Source organism: Leucobacter sp. GX24907 (assembly GCF_053567335.1).
The window spans coordinates 1-17120 of record NZ_JBSGPD010000005.1 but is presented as its reverse complement, the minus strand read 5'-3'; the positions used below and the strand labels follow the sequence as shown (position 1 = coordinate 17120).

General features: G+C 64.6%; 11 protein-coding genes and 1 other RNA gene. 11 read left to right on the top strand and 1 reads right to left on the bottom strand.

The genetic code is table 11. The annotated features are described in order from the left end of the window. Positions 1–194 precede the first annotated feature (194 nt). The 3 genes from ACUYV6_RS08595 (at position 195) to ffs (ending at position 4136) form a co-directional block, all read left to right on the top strand. Positions 195–1982 (top strand): ABC transporter ATP-binding protein, encoded by a 1788-nt coding sequence (locus ACUYV6_RS08595; protein WP_449278250.1) that lies wholly within the window; start codon positions 195–197, stop codon positions 1980–1982. Further along, entirely contained in the window at positions 1982–3991 is a 2010-nt protein-coding gene (locus tag ACUYV6_RS08590) for an ABC transporter ATP-binding protein (protein ID WP_449278249.1), read from the top strand. The genes ACUYV6_RS08595 and ACUYV6_RS08590 overlap by 1 nt, the downstream gene beginning before the upstream one ends. 48 nt (positions 3992–4039) lie before the next feature. Continuing rightward, positions 4040–4136, top strand: an RNA gene (gene ffs, locus ACUYV6_RS08585) — signal recognition particle sRNA small type. A gap of 57 nt (positions 4137–4193) precedes the next feature. Here the strand turns inward: ffs and ACUYV6_RS08580 are convergent. Then, entirely contained in the window at positions 4194–6332 is a 2139-nt protein-coding gene (locus ACUYV6_RS08580) for an acyltransferase family protein (protein WP_449278248.1), read from the bottom strand. 298 nt (positions 6333–6630) lie between these two features. Between ACUYV6_RS08580 and ACUYV6_RS08575 the strand changes: the two genes are divergently transcribed. The 8 genes from ACUYV6_RS08575 to ACUYV6_RS08540 all read left to right on the top strand — a co-directional run bounded on the left by ACUYV6_RS08575 (position 6631) and on the right by ACUYV6_RS08540 (position 16684). Further along, entirely contained in the window at positions 6631–8106 is a 1476-nt protein-coding gene (locus ACUYV6_RS08575) for a phytoene desaturase family protein (protein WP_449278247.1), read from the top strand. 93 nt (positions 8107–8199) lie between these two features. Then, positions 8200–10314 (top strand): phosphate acetyltransferase, encoded by a 2115-nt coding sequence (gene pta / locus ACUYV6_RS08570; RefSeq protein ID WP_449278246.1) that lies wholly within the window; start codon positions 8200–8202, stop codon positions 10312–10314. Positions 10315–10317: 3 nt separating this feature from the next. Then, positions 10318–11526, top strand: a complete 1209-nt coding sequence (locus ACUYV6_RS08565; protein ID WP_449278245.1) for an acetate/propionate family kinase — start codon at positions 10318–10320, stop codon at positions 11524–11526. Between the two features lie 65 nt (positions 11527–11591). After that, entirely contained in the window at positions 11592–12515 is a 924-nt protein-coding gene (gene argF / locus ACUYV6_RS08560; protein ID WP_449278244.1) for an ornithine carbamoyltransferase, read from the top strand. Between the two features lie 79 nt (positions 12516–12594). Beyond that, on the top strand, positions 12595–14046 hold the full coding sequence (argH, locus tag ACUYV6_RS08555; protein ID WP_449278243.1) for an argininosuccinate lyase: 1452 nt from the start codon (positions 12595–12597) through the stop codon (positions 14044–14046). 17 nt (positions 14047–14063) lie between these two features. Further along, complete coding sequence (locus tag ACUYV6_RS08550; protein ID WP_449278242.1) at positions 14064–15020, top strand: NAD(P)H-dependent flavin oxidoreductase; 957 nt, start codon at positions 14064–14066, stop codon at positions 15018–15020. A 106-nt stretch (positions 15021–15126) separates the two neighbouring features. Further along, positions 15127–16449, top strand: coding sequence for a tyrosine--tRNA ligase (gene tyrS, locus ACUYV6_RS08545; RefSeq protein WP_449278241.1), 1323 nt, complete (start codon positions 15127–15129; stop codon positions 16447–16449). A gap of 28 nt (positions 16450–16477) precedes the next feature. Continuing rightward, positions 16478–16684: a hypothetical protein gene (locus ACUYV6_RS08540; protein ID WP_449278240.1), complete on the top strand. Its 207-nt coding sequence runs from the start codon at positions 16478–16480 to the stop codon at positions 16682–16684. Positions 16685–17120 lie beyond the last annotated feature (436 nt).

Here is a 17120-nt window from a genome sequence, read left to right as displayed (position 1 = left end):
TTCTGCCGCGGGAAGCTCATCTGGTAGCGCTGGGAGAAGGTTTCTGCTAGCTTTGCCGAGCCGAACATTGTGTCATCAGTAGCACTTCTCCCGCTCCGTCTGCCTTTCTCCCGGTCATCGCACTTTCTGGATCGTGATGTCTGAGGTTGCAGGTAGCCTGTGCGCATCTCTCCCACCACCCTGGAAGGAATCCTGTGGCTCTGCTTCAGCTGACCCTGCACCATGCGAAACGGTACTGGCCATTCATCGCCGCCGTACTCGTGCTGCAGTTGCTCTCTACCATCGCCGCGCTGTGGCTGCCCAGCCTCAACGCCAAGATCATTGACCGCGGTATCGCCACCGGAGACACCGACTTCATCTGGAACACGGGTGGTCTCATGCTGCTCGGCTCGCTCGGGCAGGTCGTCACCGCCGTCGCGGCCGTCTATTTCGGGGCTCGCGCGAGCATGGGAATCGGACGCGATCTGCGCCGCCGCGTGTTCCGCAAGGTCGATTCCCTCTCGACGCTTGAGGCCGGTCGTTTCGGTGCCGGCACACTCATCACACGCGGCACCAACGATGTCCAGCAAGTTCAAATGCTCGCGATGATGACGTTCAACTTCATGGTGACCGCGCCGATCATGGCGATCGGCGGCATCGTGATGGCGCTGCGAGAGGACGCCGGACTCGCTTGGCTCGTCTGGGTCTCGGTTGCGGTGCTCGCGGTGATCGTGACGCTGCTCGTCTGGCTCCTCCTGCCACTATTCCGGCAGATGCAGGATCGCGTTGACGACATCAACAGCGTCCTGCGTGAGCAGATCATGGGTATCAGAGTGGTGCGGGCCTTCGTTCGCGAGGGCTTTGAGGCCGGTCGGTATCAGCAGGCCAACCGAAACATCACGAACGTGTCGGTTCGGGTGGGCAACATCTTTGTGCTCATGTTCCCGGTGATCATGATGGTGCTGCACGTTGCGACAGGGGCCGTGCTCTGGTTCGGCGGCCATCGTGTCGACGCGGGCCTCGTCGAGATCGGATCGCTGACAGCGTTCCTGCAGTACCTGCTGCAGATTCTCATGGCCGTGATGATGGGCGTCTTCATGACGATGATGATTCCTCGAGCCGTGGTCTGCGCGGAGCGGCTGCGCGAGCTCTTCCATACGGAGTCGGAGCTGTCGTTCGCCAAGACCGCGACTGCGCCGACGCCCGCCAACGGGCGGATCGAGTTCAATGACGTGACCTTCGGGTTCCCCGGCGCTGAGGTGCCGGTGATCAAGAACGTGAACTTCACCGCTGAGCCCGGACGCACCACCGCGATCATCGGGTCGACGGGCTCCGGTAAGACGACCATGCTGAATCTGATGTTGCGACTCTTCGATCCGCAACAGGGCACTGTCACGATCGATGGTGTCGACGTGAAGCTGCTCACGCGCGCGCAGCTCGCAGACACCGCCAGCCTCGTACCGCAGCGTCCGTATCTGTTCTCCGGCACAATCGCCACAAATCTGCGATTCGGAAATGAGCGGGCGAGCGACGAGGAACTCTGGAATGCACTACGGGTCGCTCAGGGCGAGGACTTTGTCCGTGACAAGGAACATGGTCTCGATGAGCCCGTCTCGCAGGGCGGCACGAGCGTTTCGGGTGGTCAGCGCCAGAGGCTCTCGATCGCCCGCGCGCTCGTTGCAAGGCCCAGGGTCTACCTGTTCGATGACTCCTTCTCCGCACTGGACGTCGCGACCGATGCCCGGCTGCGCGCAGCGCTGCCGAATGCCACCGCAGGTGCGACCACGATTATCGTGGCCCAGCGCGTCTCCACGATCACCGAGGCCGATCAGATCCTGGTGATGGAAGACGGCGAGATCGTCGGACGAGGCACACACCAAGAGCTGCTCAGCAGCAGTCCCGTCTACCAGCAGATTGTCGAATCGCAACTTGAAGCCGCCGATGCGGGTGATGCCGTGGCGGCAGCAAGCCCCGGAATGAAGCAAGAGGGGGGTGAGGTCTGATGGCACAGAAGGCCGAGAAGACCAAGAAGGCCGCAGAGGCCAGCGGACCGAAGACCGACGACTTTGAGTTGCCCGACGACTATGTTCCCGACGGCGACGATTGGTTCGGCGACCAACCCACGAAGAAACCAAAGCACTTCTGGCCCTCTGCCAAGCGGTTGATCGGACTCCTGGCACCGGAGAAGGCGCTCTTCGCGTTCGTCGTGGTGCTTGTGGTGCTCTCCGTGATCCTGACAGTCCTGGCCCCCAAGATCTTGGGCCAGGCCGTCGATGTGATCTGGGATGGCGTGCAGGGCGGGGCGCCGATCGACTTCGTGCTGCTGTCGCGACTCATCTTGACGGTTCTCGGTCTCTACATCGTCGCCTCGATCCTCATGTGGTGGCAGGGGTACATCTTGAATCACCTCGTTATGCGAGTGATCTACCAGCTGCGCGAAGATATCGAGGCCAAGCTCAATCGGATCCCGCTGCGTTACTTCGATAGCCGCCAACGCGGTGACATACTCTCGCGCGTCACCAATGACGTCGACAACATCCAGCAGGCATTGCAGCAGGCGTTCTCGCAGCTGGTGCAGTCGGTGCTCACCGTTATCGGCATCGCCGCAATGATGTTCATCGTCTCGTGGCAGTTGGCGTTGATCGCGTTGATCGCATTGCCGCTCTCGGGAGTGATCATCGGCATCGTCGGCGTTCGGGCTCAGCGTCTCTTTGTCACACAGTGGAAGCAAACCGGAGCGGTGAACGGCCACATCGAGGAGTCATTCACCGGGCACGAACTGGTGCGTGTGTTCAACCGCGACGAAGAAATGGTGCGCGAGTTCGACGAGCGCAATGAGGCCCTCTTCCAGGCGGCTTACAAGGCGCAGGCCCTGTCAGGCACCATCATGCCTTCAATGCAATTTGTGCAGTACCTGACGTATGTGCTCATTGCAGTGGTCGGAGCATTCCGAGTGACCGCGGGCCAGATCACGCTCGGTGAGGTAACCGCATTCATCCAGTACTCGCGCGAGTTCGCCCAGCCCATCTCAGAGCTCGGCAGTATGGCAAACATGCTGCAGTCGGGTGTTGCATCCGCGGAGCGGACGTTTGAACTGCTCGACGCCGAGGAGCAAGAATCAGACACTGTTCTCGAGACGCTGCCTCAGCGCTCCGCAGGCAGAGTCGAGTTCGAGAATGTGTCGTTCAGCTACGACCCCGAGCAGTCACTCATTGAAGCGCTGTCATTGACGGCCTCTCCAGGAGAAACCGTTGCGATCGTCGGGCCAACTGGAGCCGGCAAGACCACGCTGGTGAACCTGATCATGCGCTTCTACGAGCTCGACGGGGGCAAGATCACCCTCGACGGTGTTGACATCACGCATCTGGCACGCGCTGAGCTGCGCAGTCAGGTCGGCATGGTGTTGCAGGATGCTTTCTTGTTCGAAGGGACCATTCGAGAGAACATTCGTTACGGCAGGCTCACCGCGACCGATGAGGAAGTCATCGAAGCGGCTCAGGCGACCATGGTGGATCGATTCGTCAGGCAGCTTCCGGATGGCTACGACACCGTCATCGAAGAGAACGCGTCGACTCTTTCGACCGGTGAGCGGCAGCTGCTCACGATCGCGCGGGCGTTTATCGCGAACCCGTCCTTGCTGATCCTCGATGAGGCGACCTCCTCGGTCGACACTCGAACCGAGGTACTCGTGCAGCACGCGATGCAAGCATTGCGCAGCGACCGTACCTCATTTGTGATCGCACACCGCCTTTCGACAATCCGCGACGCCGACACCATCCTCATGATGGAGGCCGGTCGAATCGTCGAACAGGGTTCTCATGAAGAGCTGTTGTCCCGACGCGGCGCATACTACGAGCTTTACCAGTCGCAGTTTGCCGGTGAAGTCGATGAAGCGCATGCGGAGGAACTGCTCACTGGTGCGCCGGTAACGGGGTCCGTCTCGGTGATCGAGGCTGATTCTGCTGATCGAGCTGACGCTGATCAACCTGATGCCGATCGCGTCGATGACTGAACACTGCCCATCGGTGCACGCGAGGCGGATTGTGATCCGCTAAGCTGGACTGGCTCCCCACGTGGCGCTATCTCAGGGAACTCCCCCAGGTCGGAAACGAAGCAAGGGTACCTGGGCTCTGGCGGGTGCGTGGGGAGTCTTCTGTCCTACTCACCCCGCAGCGCAGGGCGGGCGAGTTTTCTCGTCATCGCGACGCGATACTTCACGGAGTCTGAGACGGCATGACCGCTGTCAGCTGCTTCTCCAGGGGATCCACGAGCATTTCCGCATAGGCCCAGCTCACGTGATGCGAATCGCGGTAGGCGAGTACGCCGCCGATCACCGGCGGGGCCTGATCGTCGACGATGAAGTATGCGCTGAGATCGATGAGCGATACATCCCGCCCGGGGTCGGGAGTCGGTCGAGGGTGCTCGCCTCGCGCCGCGACTGCGGCCTCTGCCAGCGGATCCTGATGGATCGCGTCTTCGAGAGTGCTGGCACACTCTCGAGCGGCAGTTGCTCCATGCTCTTCGACGCAGTCGAGGACATCGTCGCGAAGCTGCGGAGTGTCGCGAATGGCGATGACCCGTTCCACTGAATCGGGGAGTGTCTCCCAGCGTTCCAGGTAGCCGGTGGAAGCGGCAGGGCGCCAGTCCTCGCCATCTGAAACGACCCGGTTGGAAGACTTCGCCGACGTCACGACAGTGTCGATGTCCGGGTCCTGCTCCAGCGCCGACAGCACGGCTTCATTCCACTCGGAGCAGCCCTGCCTGAGCTCCTGGTTGGCCAGGTCCGTCATCGTGATGAAGTCACGTTCGCCGGCAGTAAAGGGGCATGACGCCTTGGCCATGACGACCAGCCGCCACTTCTGCCGCTGCGCCACCCGATCGAGAGTGATGAGCCACTGCTCGGCATGCGAGTCACCGATCAAGGCGATTGTGCGTTCTGCCTCTTCCGGACCGACCCCGTATTCGCACACCCTGATCTCATTCCCTGCGATGGGGCTCAGGCAGTCCTCGGGTGGCTGGTCGGCCAGGGACGGATCGGGGATCGGCTCCTCCTCTGCGAGCGGCTCGCACTCCTCGACATCATCGAGTGCGCCCGAGCCGACGCACCGAGCCGGAGATTCGAGATCTGCTGAAACCTCGGCCCGCGCCGAATCGAGGCGTTGGTTCGCGGTGCCGAGGCCGACGAGCGAGACAATGAGAAGTGCGACCATTCCCGCGGTCGTGATCGCCAGCGTGCGCGCATTGGTCCAGGAGCGTGCCTGTCCGGTGCGGAACGGATCCTCCACCAGTACCTTCGAGCCCCACGCAAGCAGCAGCGTTGCTGCAGTGATCAGCAGTGCGTCGATCGGTCGAATGGTGTGACCGAGCGCGAAGGGCGCGAGGATGATGAGGGGAAAATGCCACAGGTAGATCCCGTACGACACATCACCCAGCCACTGCATCGGCCGAGCCGCGAGGAGTGCTCGCGGCGACCAACGGAGTTCGGGTTCCCCGCCGACGATGACGAGCGCGGTTGCGAGCACCGGTAGCAGGCCGGTGTACCCGGGAAATGGCGTGCCCTCGGTGTAGAGGAGAGCCGCAGCGAGGATTCCCGCGAGCCCCGCCCAGGTCAGGATCGACCGGACGGCGGGTGAAAGACGTGACAGCGGATCCGTACGGGCGGTCGCGAGCGCCGCGAGTAGACCACCGATCGCGAACTCCCACGCCCGTGTCGTCGTGACGAAGTACGCGCGTGCAGGGTCCTGAGCAGTCACGACGATGGATGCCGTGAAGGAAGCAACAGTGACGAGTCCGATCAGCAGGATGAGCACTGTCCGAGCACTCGGGGCACGCCGAGCACTCGAGTGAGCGTCGCGCGGACGGCGCTTCGCGATCCACATCGCGATCGCCGCCGCGAGCACCGCGACGACGGGCCACACGATGTAGAACTGCTCTTCGACCGAGAGAGACCAGTAATGCTGCACCGGCGAGACCTGGGAGTCGTTCGCCATGTAATCTACGGCCTCGCCGGCGAGTACCCAGTTCTGCACGTATGCCGCGGATGCCGCGATCTGCGTGAGGAAGGACGGAGCGAATCCGGCCGGTGCGAGCAACCGCACCGCGAGCAGTGTGAGACCCAGCACGACCAGTGCTGCTGGAAGCAGTCTCCGGGCTCGCCGAGCCCAGAAGCGTGGCAGGTCGATCGTGCCTCGCGAAGTCAGCTCGCGCAGAATCTGGCCGGTGATCAGAAACCCGGAGATGACAAAGAAGACGTCGACTCCGATGTAACCGCCGGTAAGAGAGTCCGGGGTCAGGTGGTAGATGAGCACGATGGCGACGGCGATCGCCCTGAGACCCTGTATGTCGGTGCGCACGCGCGTCCCGGAGGTGGGGCCTGTGGGGGGCGTGTGTGAGGATCGGCTTGACCCCGACCGGGCCGAACCGGGTCCTGCTCCTCGAGCGTCCTCATCAATGCGTGACATGCGCTTCGCGGGTGTTCGTTGAGTGATTCCGCCGCCCCTCCCGACACCTTTATCGTATGTCACGGTTTGGTAACAGGGAAAGAGGAGGGTGGGCAAGCAAGGGCCGGTCAACAGAGAGCACCCGAACGAGGGGCGGGCCTCACGTATTTCCGTTCATTATGCTCGGAGCATGGGGAGTAGACGCAGCGCGATGAGCGAACGGCCCGCCGCTGTCATCGGTTCGGGCCCCAATGGGCTGGCTGCCGCGGTGACCTTGGCCCGCGCCGGAGTGCCCGTCACTGTCTTCGAGGCCGCTGAGACGCCAGGCGGGGGCACGCGCACCGACGAGCTCGTGCGCGAAGGCGTGTTCCACGACGTGTGCTCTGCGATCCACCCCATGGCGCTTGCGTCACCGTTCTTCCAGGCCTTCGAGCTCGAGAAGCGAATGCAATTTGCGGTTCCGGAGGCGTCGTACGCGAATCCACTCGATCGGCGGGCAGGGCACGGGCAGGATCGCGCAGCCATTGCGTACCGCAGCCTTGCGCGCACGGTCGACGAGCTCGGCCGAGACGGCGATGCGTATCGGCGCTTCTACCTGCCTCTCGTCGCACGGGCGAACGAAATCGTGGACAGTGCGTTGGGTGGCGCGATGCTGCGCCTACCGAACGACCTCGGGGCGGCAGCGGTGTTGGCGCTCCGAGCACTCGAACAGGGGAGTCCGTTGTGGGGGCTGCGCTTCCGAGAGGAGGCCGCCTCCGCTCTTTTGACGGGCTCCGCCGCGCACAGCATCGGACCGACGCCGCGCCTCGCGTCGGCGGGCATCGGGGTGGTACTCGGAACACTCGCGCATGTGCGTGGGTGGCCGGTGCCGATCGGAGGTTCACGAGCCATCAGCGATGCGCTCGTCGTCGACCTCTTGGCCCACGGCGGTGAGCTTCGCACCGGCACTGCGATCGAGAACTTCGGTCAACTGAGCGGCTATGGGGTGAAAGTATTCGATACTTCGGCGCGCGGGCTCGCACGTATCGCAGGTTCTGCGCTTCCGAAGCGCTATCGCCGCAAGCTCGAGCGATTCTCGTACGGTGATGCCGCGACCAAGGTAGATTTCGTACTCGATGGGCCGATTCCCTGGAACGATCCTCGAGTGGCGGAGGCGCCGACGGTGCACGTCGGCGGGTCGCGGGCCGAGACCGCGTATGCAGAGCTGCAGGTCTCGCGGGGCCTGCACCCCGAAGCTCCGTTCGTGATGCTCGCGCAGACGGAACGATGGGACCAGGCGAGAAACCCCGAAGGAGTGCACGCGATCTGGGCGTACACGCATGTGCCGAGAGGGTCGCACGTCGATATGCGGGCCGCCGTGATCAGACAGATCGAGCGCTTCGCTCCTGGTTTTCAGGATCGCATTCTCTCGATGCGGCAGCGCACGGCGGCCGAGCTCGCGCAGTACAACCGCAACTATCATGGCGGCGACATCAGTGCTGGAGCGGTGCACCTGCGTCAGCTGCTGGCTCGGCCCACGCTGTCGCCCGAACCGTGGCGCACCCCTGCGCCCGGGGTGTATCTGGCCTCGTCGTCGGCAGCTCCAGGGCCTGGAGTGCACGGACTCTGCGGTTGGTATGCGGCGCTCTCAGCGCTACAGCACGAGTATGGGCTGCCGGGCCCCGCTCTCGGGCTGGAACCCAGTTGATCGACGATGCCCCTGGCATGCCGGGCAGGATCCGGCATGATGGAGGCGGCAGCATGATCGCCCCGCGACCGCACACTCCGAAGGACGTTCCCAGTGGCCACTTCCATGTACCTCACCTCCGCCGAGGGAAGATCTGGCAAGAGCGCTGTCGCCCTCGGCGTGCTCGATGCGATGCTCGCGGGAGCGCCACGGGTGGGAGTCTTCCGCCCGTTGATCCGATCCGGCGCGGAACGCGACCGCGTACTTGAGATGTTGCGGGAGCGCGCGACGGCCGATGCCTCCTACGACGAGTGCATCGGCGTCAATTATGAGGAGGCGCACGCCGACCCTGATGCCGCCATGATCCGCATCGTCTCTGCCTTTCGCGCACTCACCGCGCGCTGCGATGCCGTGCTCGTGGTGGGATCAGACTTCAGCGACGTCGCCGTGCCCACTGAGTTGTCGTTCAACGCCCGCATCGCGGCGAATCTCGACACCCCTGTGCTGCTCGTGCTCGGCGGGCGCAGTCAGGCGGAGGCGGAGGCGCTCGGACGCACTCCTGCTCGAGCGGCCGTCGACATTGCGGCGCTTGCCGAGCTCAGCGCCCAAGAGTTGCGCGCGGCACATGCGACGCTGCTTGCAGCAGTGGTGAACCGTGCAGATACTGAGGCACTCGATGACATTGTGACTGCGGTGTCGGCGGTGATGCCCTCAGGTGTGCCGACTTGGGCGATCCCCGAAGACGTTCTGCTGGTGGCTCCTCCGGTCTCGACGGTGATCGACGCGGTCGATGGCCGCTGCGTGCGCGGTGCCGACGAATTGCTCGCTCGCGAGGTGCGTGATGTGGTCGTGGCGGGCATGTCGATGGAGAACGTGCTGCCGAGGCTCATCGAGGGGGCGGTCGTGATTATCGCGGCGGATCGCGCAGAGACGCTCCTCGCGGTCACGATGGCGCACGAGGCCCCGACCTTCCCGACCCTCGCCGCGGTCGTGCTCAACGGCGACTTTGACACTCCGGATCCCGTAGAGCAGCTGCTCGACGGCATCGACTCTGCGCTGCCGATCGTGCGCACTTCGTACGGCACTTTCGATACGGTGCGCGCCATCACCTCGGCGCGTGGCTTGCTCACCCCAGATTCGCCGTCGAAGTTCGACACCGCACTCGCGCTCTTTCGTGAGCACGTCGACATCGACCAACTGAGATCGCGCCTGCAGCTGCATCGGGGCGGTACACGCACCCCCACGATGTTCGCCTACGAACTGTTCGAGCGTGCAGCCGAAGCCGATGCCCATATCGTGCTGCCCGAGGGCGAGGACGATCGGATTCTGCGCGCGGCCAGCACACTGCTCGCGCGTGGCACCGTCAAGCTCACGATCCTCGGCAAGACTGACACGGTGCGACAGCGCGGCGCAGAGCTCGGTCTCGTCATCGAGGCGGCTGAGGTAGTCGACCCCGAGACATCGCCGCTTCGGGAGCAATTCGCGCACACGTATGCGGAGCTGCGAGCCCACAAGGGTGTGACGCTCGAGCAGGCGTACGATGTCGTTGCCGATCCGAGCTACTTCGGCACCATGATGGTGCAGGCAGGCCTCGCTGATGGCATGGTGTCTGGTGCGGCGAACACGACGGCCCATACGATCCGCCCGAGCCTCGAAGTCATCAAGACCAAGCCGGGCGTCTCGGTCGTCTCGAGCGTCTTCTTCATGGCGCTTGCCGATCGCGTGCTCGTCTACGGCGACTGCGCGGTGATTCCTGACCCGACCGCGGAGCAACTCGCAGATATCGCGATCTCGTCGGCCGAGACCGCGGCTGGATTCGGGGTGGAACCCCGCATCGCCATGCTCTCGTATTCCACGGGCGCCTCAGGGCAGGGCGCCGACGTCGACGAGGTGCGCGAAGCGACGGCGATCGCTCGGGCCAGGCGCCCAGATCTGCTGATCGAGGGTCCGATGCAGTACGACGCCGCGAGCGATCCCGAGGTCGGCGAATCGAAGCTCCCGGGGTCCGCGGTCGCAGGTCGGGCGACCGTCTTCGTCTTCCCCGACCTGAACACCGGGAACAACACGTACAAGGCCGTGCAGCGGTCCGCCGGAGCCGTTGCGGTGGGGCCGGTGCTGCAGGGACTGCGGAAGCCGGTGAACGACCTCTCGCGCGGGGCAACCGTCGAAGACATTCTCAACACCGTTGCCATTACAGCGGTGCAGACCATCGATCAGCAGCAGGAGTAATCGGTGCAGAACATCCTCGTCCTCAACAGCGGGTCGTCCTCGATCAAGTACCAGCTGATCGCCGGAGGGACCGGACAGCGCTTGGCAATCGGGCTTGTCGAACGGATCGGCCAGTCGGAGGGGCGCATCGAGCATCGGAGTTTCGGTGCTGATGAGGCGGTGGACGAGTATGAGTCGCTGCTGCCGATCCCGGATCATTCCGCAGGCTTTGCCGAGATGGTGGCTGCCTTTGCTCGCACTGGAGCGCCCTTCGACGAGCTCGGAATCGTCGCGGTGGGGCACCGCGTCGTTCAGGGCGGAGACCGTTTCGTCGCCCCGACGCTCATCGATGACGAGGTCGAGGCGGAGATCCTCGACCTGTCGCGTCTTGCACCGCTGCACAATCCAGGGCACTACCAGGCCATCGTGGCGGCACGGCAGGCATTCCCGACGGCGCCGCACGTCGCCGTCTTCGACACCGCCTTCCACCAGACCATGCCTCCTGTCGCATACACCTATGCGATCGATCGCGAGACGGCAGCCGTGCATGGGATTCGTCGCTACGGCTTCCACGGCACCTCTTTCCAAGTGGTGTCGCGCCGAGCCGCAGAACTGCTGGATCGCCCACTCGCTGAGCTGAAGCAGGTGGTGCTGCACCTCGGAAACGGTGCATCGGTCTGCGCGATCGACGGTGGCACATCGGTGGACACGTCAATGGGGCTCACACCGCTCGAAGGGCTCATGATGGGCACGCGTTCGGGTGACATCGACCCGGGGGCGTTGCTGCACCTCCTGCGGTCGGGTTTCGACGTCGATCAACTCGATGACCTGCTGAACCGGCGGTCGGGTCTGCTCGGTCTGGCGGGGTCGCTCGACCAGCGTGATGTGCGTGCCTCCGCAGAAGCGGGTGATGAGGCGGCGGAGTTGGCGCTGGACGTGTATGCGCACCGGATCCGCCACTACCTCGGGGCCTACCTCCTCGAGCTCGGGGGAGCAGACGCGATCGTCTTCACCGCTGGAATCGGTGAGAATGTGCCGGCGCTCCGGGCGGCGGTGTGCGCCGAGTTGGAATGGTTCGGGGTGCGGATCGATCCTGACCGCAATGCCGTGCAGCATGCTGCGGCACCCGCGAGGATCATCAGCTCCGAGGACTCGCGCGTCGCCGTGCTCGTGATTCCCACGGATGAGGAAGCTGAGATCGCACGGCAGACGCTTGAACTGGTCGCGGCCTGAGGCTCTGCACGAATCTGGGTCCCGTGCGAATCCGGGCGGTGCGAAGCGCCGGATACACTGAGTTCGTGACCCGACACTTCCTCCGCGACGACGACCTCACGCCAGCCGAACAGCGCGAGGTGCTCGACCTCGCCGCTGAACTGAAGCGCGAACCCTTCTCGCGACGCCCGCTCGAGGGGCCGCAGAGCGCTGCCGTGTTCTTCGATAAGACGTCGACGCGTACCCGGTTCAGCTTTGCCGCCGGTGTTGCCGAACTCGGCGGAAACCCGATCATCGTGAATCCGGGCGAGGCGCAGCTCGGCGTGAAAGAGACGATCTCCGACACGGCGCGCGTGCTCTCACGCATGGTGTCGCTCATCGTCTGGCGCACCTTCGCGCACTCGGGGCTCGAGGAGATGGCCGCGCACGCGACTGTGCCCGTCATCAATTCCCTCTCCGACGACTTTCACCCCTGCCAGATCCTCGCCGACCTGCAGACCATCCGTGAGTCGCACGGCGACCTCGCCGGACTCACCGCAACCTATGTCGGTGACGCCGCCAACAACATGGGGCACTCCTATCTCCTCGGCTTCGCGACGGCGGGCATGCACATCCGAGTCGCCGGTCCAGAGGGCTATCACCCTCGGGCCGACGTCGTCGAGGATGCTCGGCGCATTGCCGAACGCACCGGCGGCAGTGTGACGATCCTCACCGACCCCATCGATGCCGTGAGCGGAGCCGATGCCGTCATTACCGACACCTGGGTCTCGATGGGCCAAGAGGACGAGAAGGCTGCGCGGATCCAGACCTTCGGGGCCTTCCGTGTCACCCCTGAACTCATGAAGCACGCCGCCGAAAACGCGATCTTTCTGCACTGCCTCCCCGCGTACCGCGAGTACGAGGTGGCCCCGGAGGTCATCGACGGCCCCCAGAGCGTCGTGTGGAACGAAGCCGAGAACCGCGTGCACGCGCAGAAGGCACTCATGACCTGGTTGCTCGCGCAGTCCTGACGCATCCGTGAGGTGCGTGATGCCGCACGTGCCGGTCTCGGGTGTCTGCAAGGGGCGGCACGAAAGGTAGGCTGGACGAGTGACTGAGGGCATCGAGAACACGCAGGATCAGGTCGGCAACCGTGCGGCGGAGGCCGGCGCGCTGTGGGGCGGACGCTTCGCCAGTGGCCCGTCGCCGTCGCTCGCCGCGCTCAGCAAGTCCACCGACTTCGACTGGGCACTCGCCCAGTACGACATCCGCGGCTCCAAGGCGCATGCCACGGCGCTCGCCGCAGCCGGTTACCTGAGCGAGGATGAGCTGCGCGATATGCGCGCCGCCCTCGACGAGCTCTCGGAGCGCGTGGCCGACGGCCGTGCGGTGCCGGCCCAGGACGACGAGGATGTGCACTCGGCTCTCGAGCGCCTGCTCATCGAGATCACCGGAGTGCAGCTCGGCGGCAAGCTTCGCGCGGGCCGTAGCCGTAACGACCAGATCGCGACTCTCGTGCGCCTCTACCTGCTCGACCACGCCGCAGTCATCCGAGAGCGGTTGCTGCAACTGCTTGATGCGATCCTCGCCCAGGCCGAAGCGCACCCCGAAGCGATTCTGCCCGGACGCACCCACCTCCAGCATGCTCAGCCAGTACTTCTCGCGCATCAGCTCGCGGCGCATGCCTGGCCGATCGTCCGTGACATCGAGCGACTTCGCGACTGGGCCGCCCGCGCACGGTTCTCGCCGTACGGCGGCGGTGCGCTCGCCGGTTCCTCGCTCGGCCTCGACCCCCGCATCGTCGCCGCTGAGCTCGGCCTCGGTGATCCGCTCGAGAACTCCATCGACGGCACTTCGGCGCGCGACGTCGTCGCCGAGTTCGCCTTCATCGCCGCCCAGATCGGTATCGACCTCTCCCGTTTCAGCGAGGAGATCATCGTCTGGAACACGAAGGAGTTCGGCTTCGTTCGGTTGCACGACGGATACTCGACCGGCTCGAGCATCATGCCGCAGAAGAAGAACCCCGACATTGCGGAGCTCGCACGCGGGAAGTCGGGTCGACTCATCGGCAATCTGACGGGCCTGCTCGCCACGCTCAAGGCGCTGCCGCTCGCGTACAATCGCGACCTGCAGGAAGACAAGGAGCCCATCTTCGACTCCGTCTTCCAGCTCGAACTGCTTCTGCCGGCGTTCACCGGCATGGTCGCCACGATGAGCTTCGATACCGAGCGGATGGCGCAGCTCGCCCCGCAGGGCTTCTCACTGGCCACCGACGTCGCCGAGTGGCTGGTCAAACAGGGCGTCGTCTTCCGCGACGCACATGAGATCTCCGGCGAACTGGTGCGATTCTGCGAAGAACGCGGAATCGAACTGCATGAGCCGAGCGACGATGAGCTCCGCACCGTGTCCGAGCACCTCACTCCGCGAGTGCGTGAGGTGCTCACCATCGAGGGATCCGTGAATTCCCGGACCGGTGCGGGCGGCACCGCTCGTGTGCGGGTCGACGAGCAGCTCGCCGTGCTCGCTGAGCGCATTGCGGAGTTCCGCGAGACCGACCACTAGAACAGCTGGAGGGCGAGATGACCGTGACCGAATGGGCTGCCGAGCTCGGTCTTCGAGCTCCGATCGTCTGTGCGCCCATGGGAGGAACCGCCGGCGGAGCACTCGCGAGCGCGGTGTCTCGCGCGGGCGGACTCGGCATGATCGGCATGGGCAGTACGGCTTCGCGAGAGAGGCTCGCCGGGGAGATCGCACGCCTCGAAACCGGGGGCGCCCCGTTCGGTATCGGCTTTGCGCAGTGGGGGCTCGACCGCGTACCCGAGATGTTGGATATGGCGCTCGAGGCTGGCCCAGCGGTACTCTCCGTGAGCTTCGTGGAATGGGAAGGCATGCCCGATCTTCGCTGGATCGATCGAGCTCGCGCCGCAGGTGTGCAGACCGTAACCCAGGTGGCCACCGTCGCCGAGGCGAAGGCCGCGGTTGACGCCGGCGTCGATGCCGTAGTCGCCAGGGGTCTGGAAGGTGGCGGGCATGGCGATCATCAGCACCCGCGGCGCGAACTCTTGGCCCAGGTGCTGGAGGCCGTCGATGTGCCGGTGCTGAGCGCCGGAGCGGTGAGCACCGCGAAGGACGTGTCAGATGCGCTCGGAGCGGGTGCCGCTGCCGTCTGGGTCGGCACCGCGTTCGCGGCCAGCCCCGAGGCGCTCACCTCGGATGCCACCCGACGCGTGCTGATGGCCGCTGACGGTGAGCAGACAACGGTCACTCGAGTCGCTGATGTGGCGCTCGGATATCCATGGCCCGAGCGCTTTCCCGAGCGCGTCGTGGGTACGGCCTTCGTTGATCGGTGGGACGGGCACGAGGCAGACCTCGAAGGCGATGAGGTTGCGCGGGAGGAGTTCCGTGCCGCGGCGGCGGCTGGAGACCACGACGTGGCGCCGGTGAATGCCGGGAGAGGCGTGGGGCTTCTCACCGAGACCAAGTCGGCGGCGCAGGTGATTGCCGAACTCATGGGTGACGAGGCCGTTGGCGAGTGAATCGACTGCTGACAGCCGGTAGCGGTTCTCTTCCTCCTGTTCGGAGGAGCGTTCATGCTGTGGAGCGGAATCGGGGACAGGTCGCTCTAGTGCTGAGCGCGATACGATGTCATGCGTGAATGGTGACGAGCGAGCCGAGATCATGGCGGCCCAGCGCAACGATGACAGCTTCGAGACCCTCTGGGACGAACTGGAGTGGCGCGGGCTGATTCACGTATCGACCGATCAAGGTGCGCTGTCCGAACTGCTCGAGGGCGACCCGATCACCTATTACTGCGGTTTCGACCCGACGGCGCCCAGCCTGCACCTCGGAAACCTCGTGCAGTTGCTCTTGCTGCGCAGGATCCAGCTCAAGGGGCACAAGCCGCTCGGGCTGGTTGGCGGATCGACGGGGTTGATCGGCGACCCGCGACCGACGGCCGAGCGTACGCTCAACAGCCGGGACACGGTTGCCGAGTGGGTCACGCGGTTGCAGGCGCAGGTTTCGCGGTTCCTCTCGAGTGATGGCGGTAACGGTGTACGCCTCGTCAACAACCTCGACTGGACCGAGCCGCTGAGCGCGATCGACTTCCTCAGGGAGATCGGCAAGCACTTCCGCGTCGGGGCGATGCTCAAGAAGGACGCAGTCGCGGCGCGACTGAATTCCGAGGAGGGCATCAGCTACACCGAATTCAGCTACCAGATCTTGCAGGGTTACGACTTCCTGGAACTGTTCCGCCAGTACGACTGCAAGCTGCAGACCGGCGGAAGCGACCAGTGGGGAAACCTGACGAGCGGCACCGACCTGATTCGCCGGACGACCGGCGACTCGGCGCATGCGATCGGCACTCCGCTCATCACCAACTCCGATGGAACGAAGTTTGGCAAGAGCGAAGGCAACGCCATCTGGCTCGATGCAGAGATGTGCTCGCCATACGCCTTCTACCAGTTCTGGTTGAATCAGGCCGACGCCGACGTTATCGACCGCCTGAAGGTCTTCACCTTCCTGTCACGGGCGGAGATCGAGGACTACGAACGCCAAGTCCAGGAGGAACCCTTCAAGCGTGCTGCCCAGAAGCGGCTCGCGCTTGAGGTGACAACGCTGGTGCACGGTGCCGCCGCGGTGCAGGGAGCGATCGATGCGTCAGGGGCGCTGTTCGGACGTGGAGAACTGTCAGCGCTCGATGCACCGACCCTGTCTGGTGCGATCGGTGAGCTGCCGCAGGCCGAGGGAACGATCGGCGCTCCGGTGACTCAGTTGCTCGTCGACGCCGGTCTCGTGCAGAGCCTCGGTGAAGCCCGTCGTGCGGTGGCGCAAGGCGGCATTTACGTGAACAACGTGCAGATCGAAGCCGATGATCGTGTGCTCGAAGAGAGCGACCTGCTGCACGGACGGTTCGCGGTGCTGCGCCGTGGCAAGAAGACCCTCGCGGGCGTGCGGCTGGTCTGAAAGGGCGCTGCAGGCGTAGCGTGAGAGCATGAGCGACCACGCAATGGACACACCACCCCCTGTGGTGTCTCGCTGGGAGAACGCGGGAGGTGCGTGGCAGATCGGCCGCATCACACCCGATCGTGCCATCGTTCAACTGCTGCGATGCGACGGCGGTGAGATCGTCGACGTCGCCGAACTGACGGATCCGGCTGAGGTGCGGTGGGCTGCAGCTCAGGAGTCGGGAGCGGATTGATCTGGCGGATCGCCAGTTGACGTGATCTTCTGCAGCGATCTGCCTGCCGGGGCGACTGCGCCGAGCGACCCGGCAATCTCGGTGGGCCCAGTAGCGTGGGCGAGCGCTGTGGAGTCGACGCGCAGACCCGAGATTTGGTGGTGTGGTGTGGGGACACGCCCGGGATGTGGGTTCGTGTTGCGGGGGTGGGGGGTGGGTGCGTAATGTATTCCTTTGTCAGCGCGAGAGTGCGGGCCGCGGGAGCGGTACCGGGCTGGTTGTGCTTCGGATCATGGCTGATCGTCCAACATGTTGGGGCTTGAGGGTTCTGCGTGTGGGGTGGTATGGTTGTGGTTCTCCAATCGCTGCTTCTGGGATGTGTTCCTGGGGGTGGTGGTTCCGCGTGTGCGGGGTTCGGATGGTTGAGGCTGGTTTGCGGTTTCGGGTTCGGGCTGGT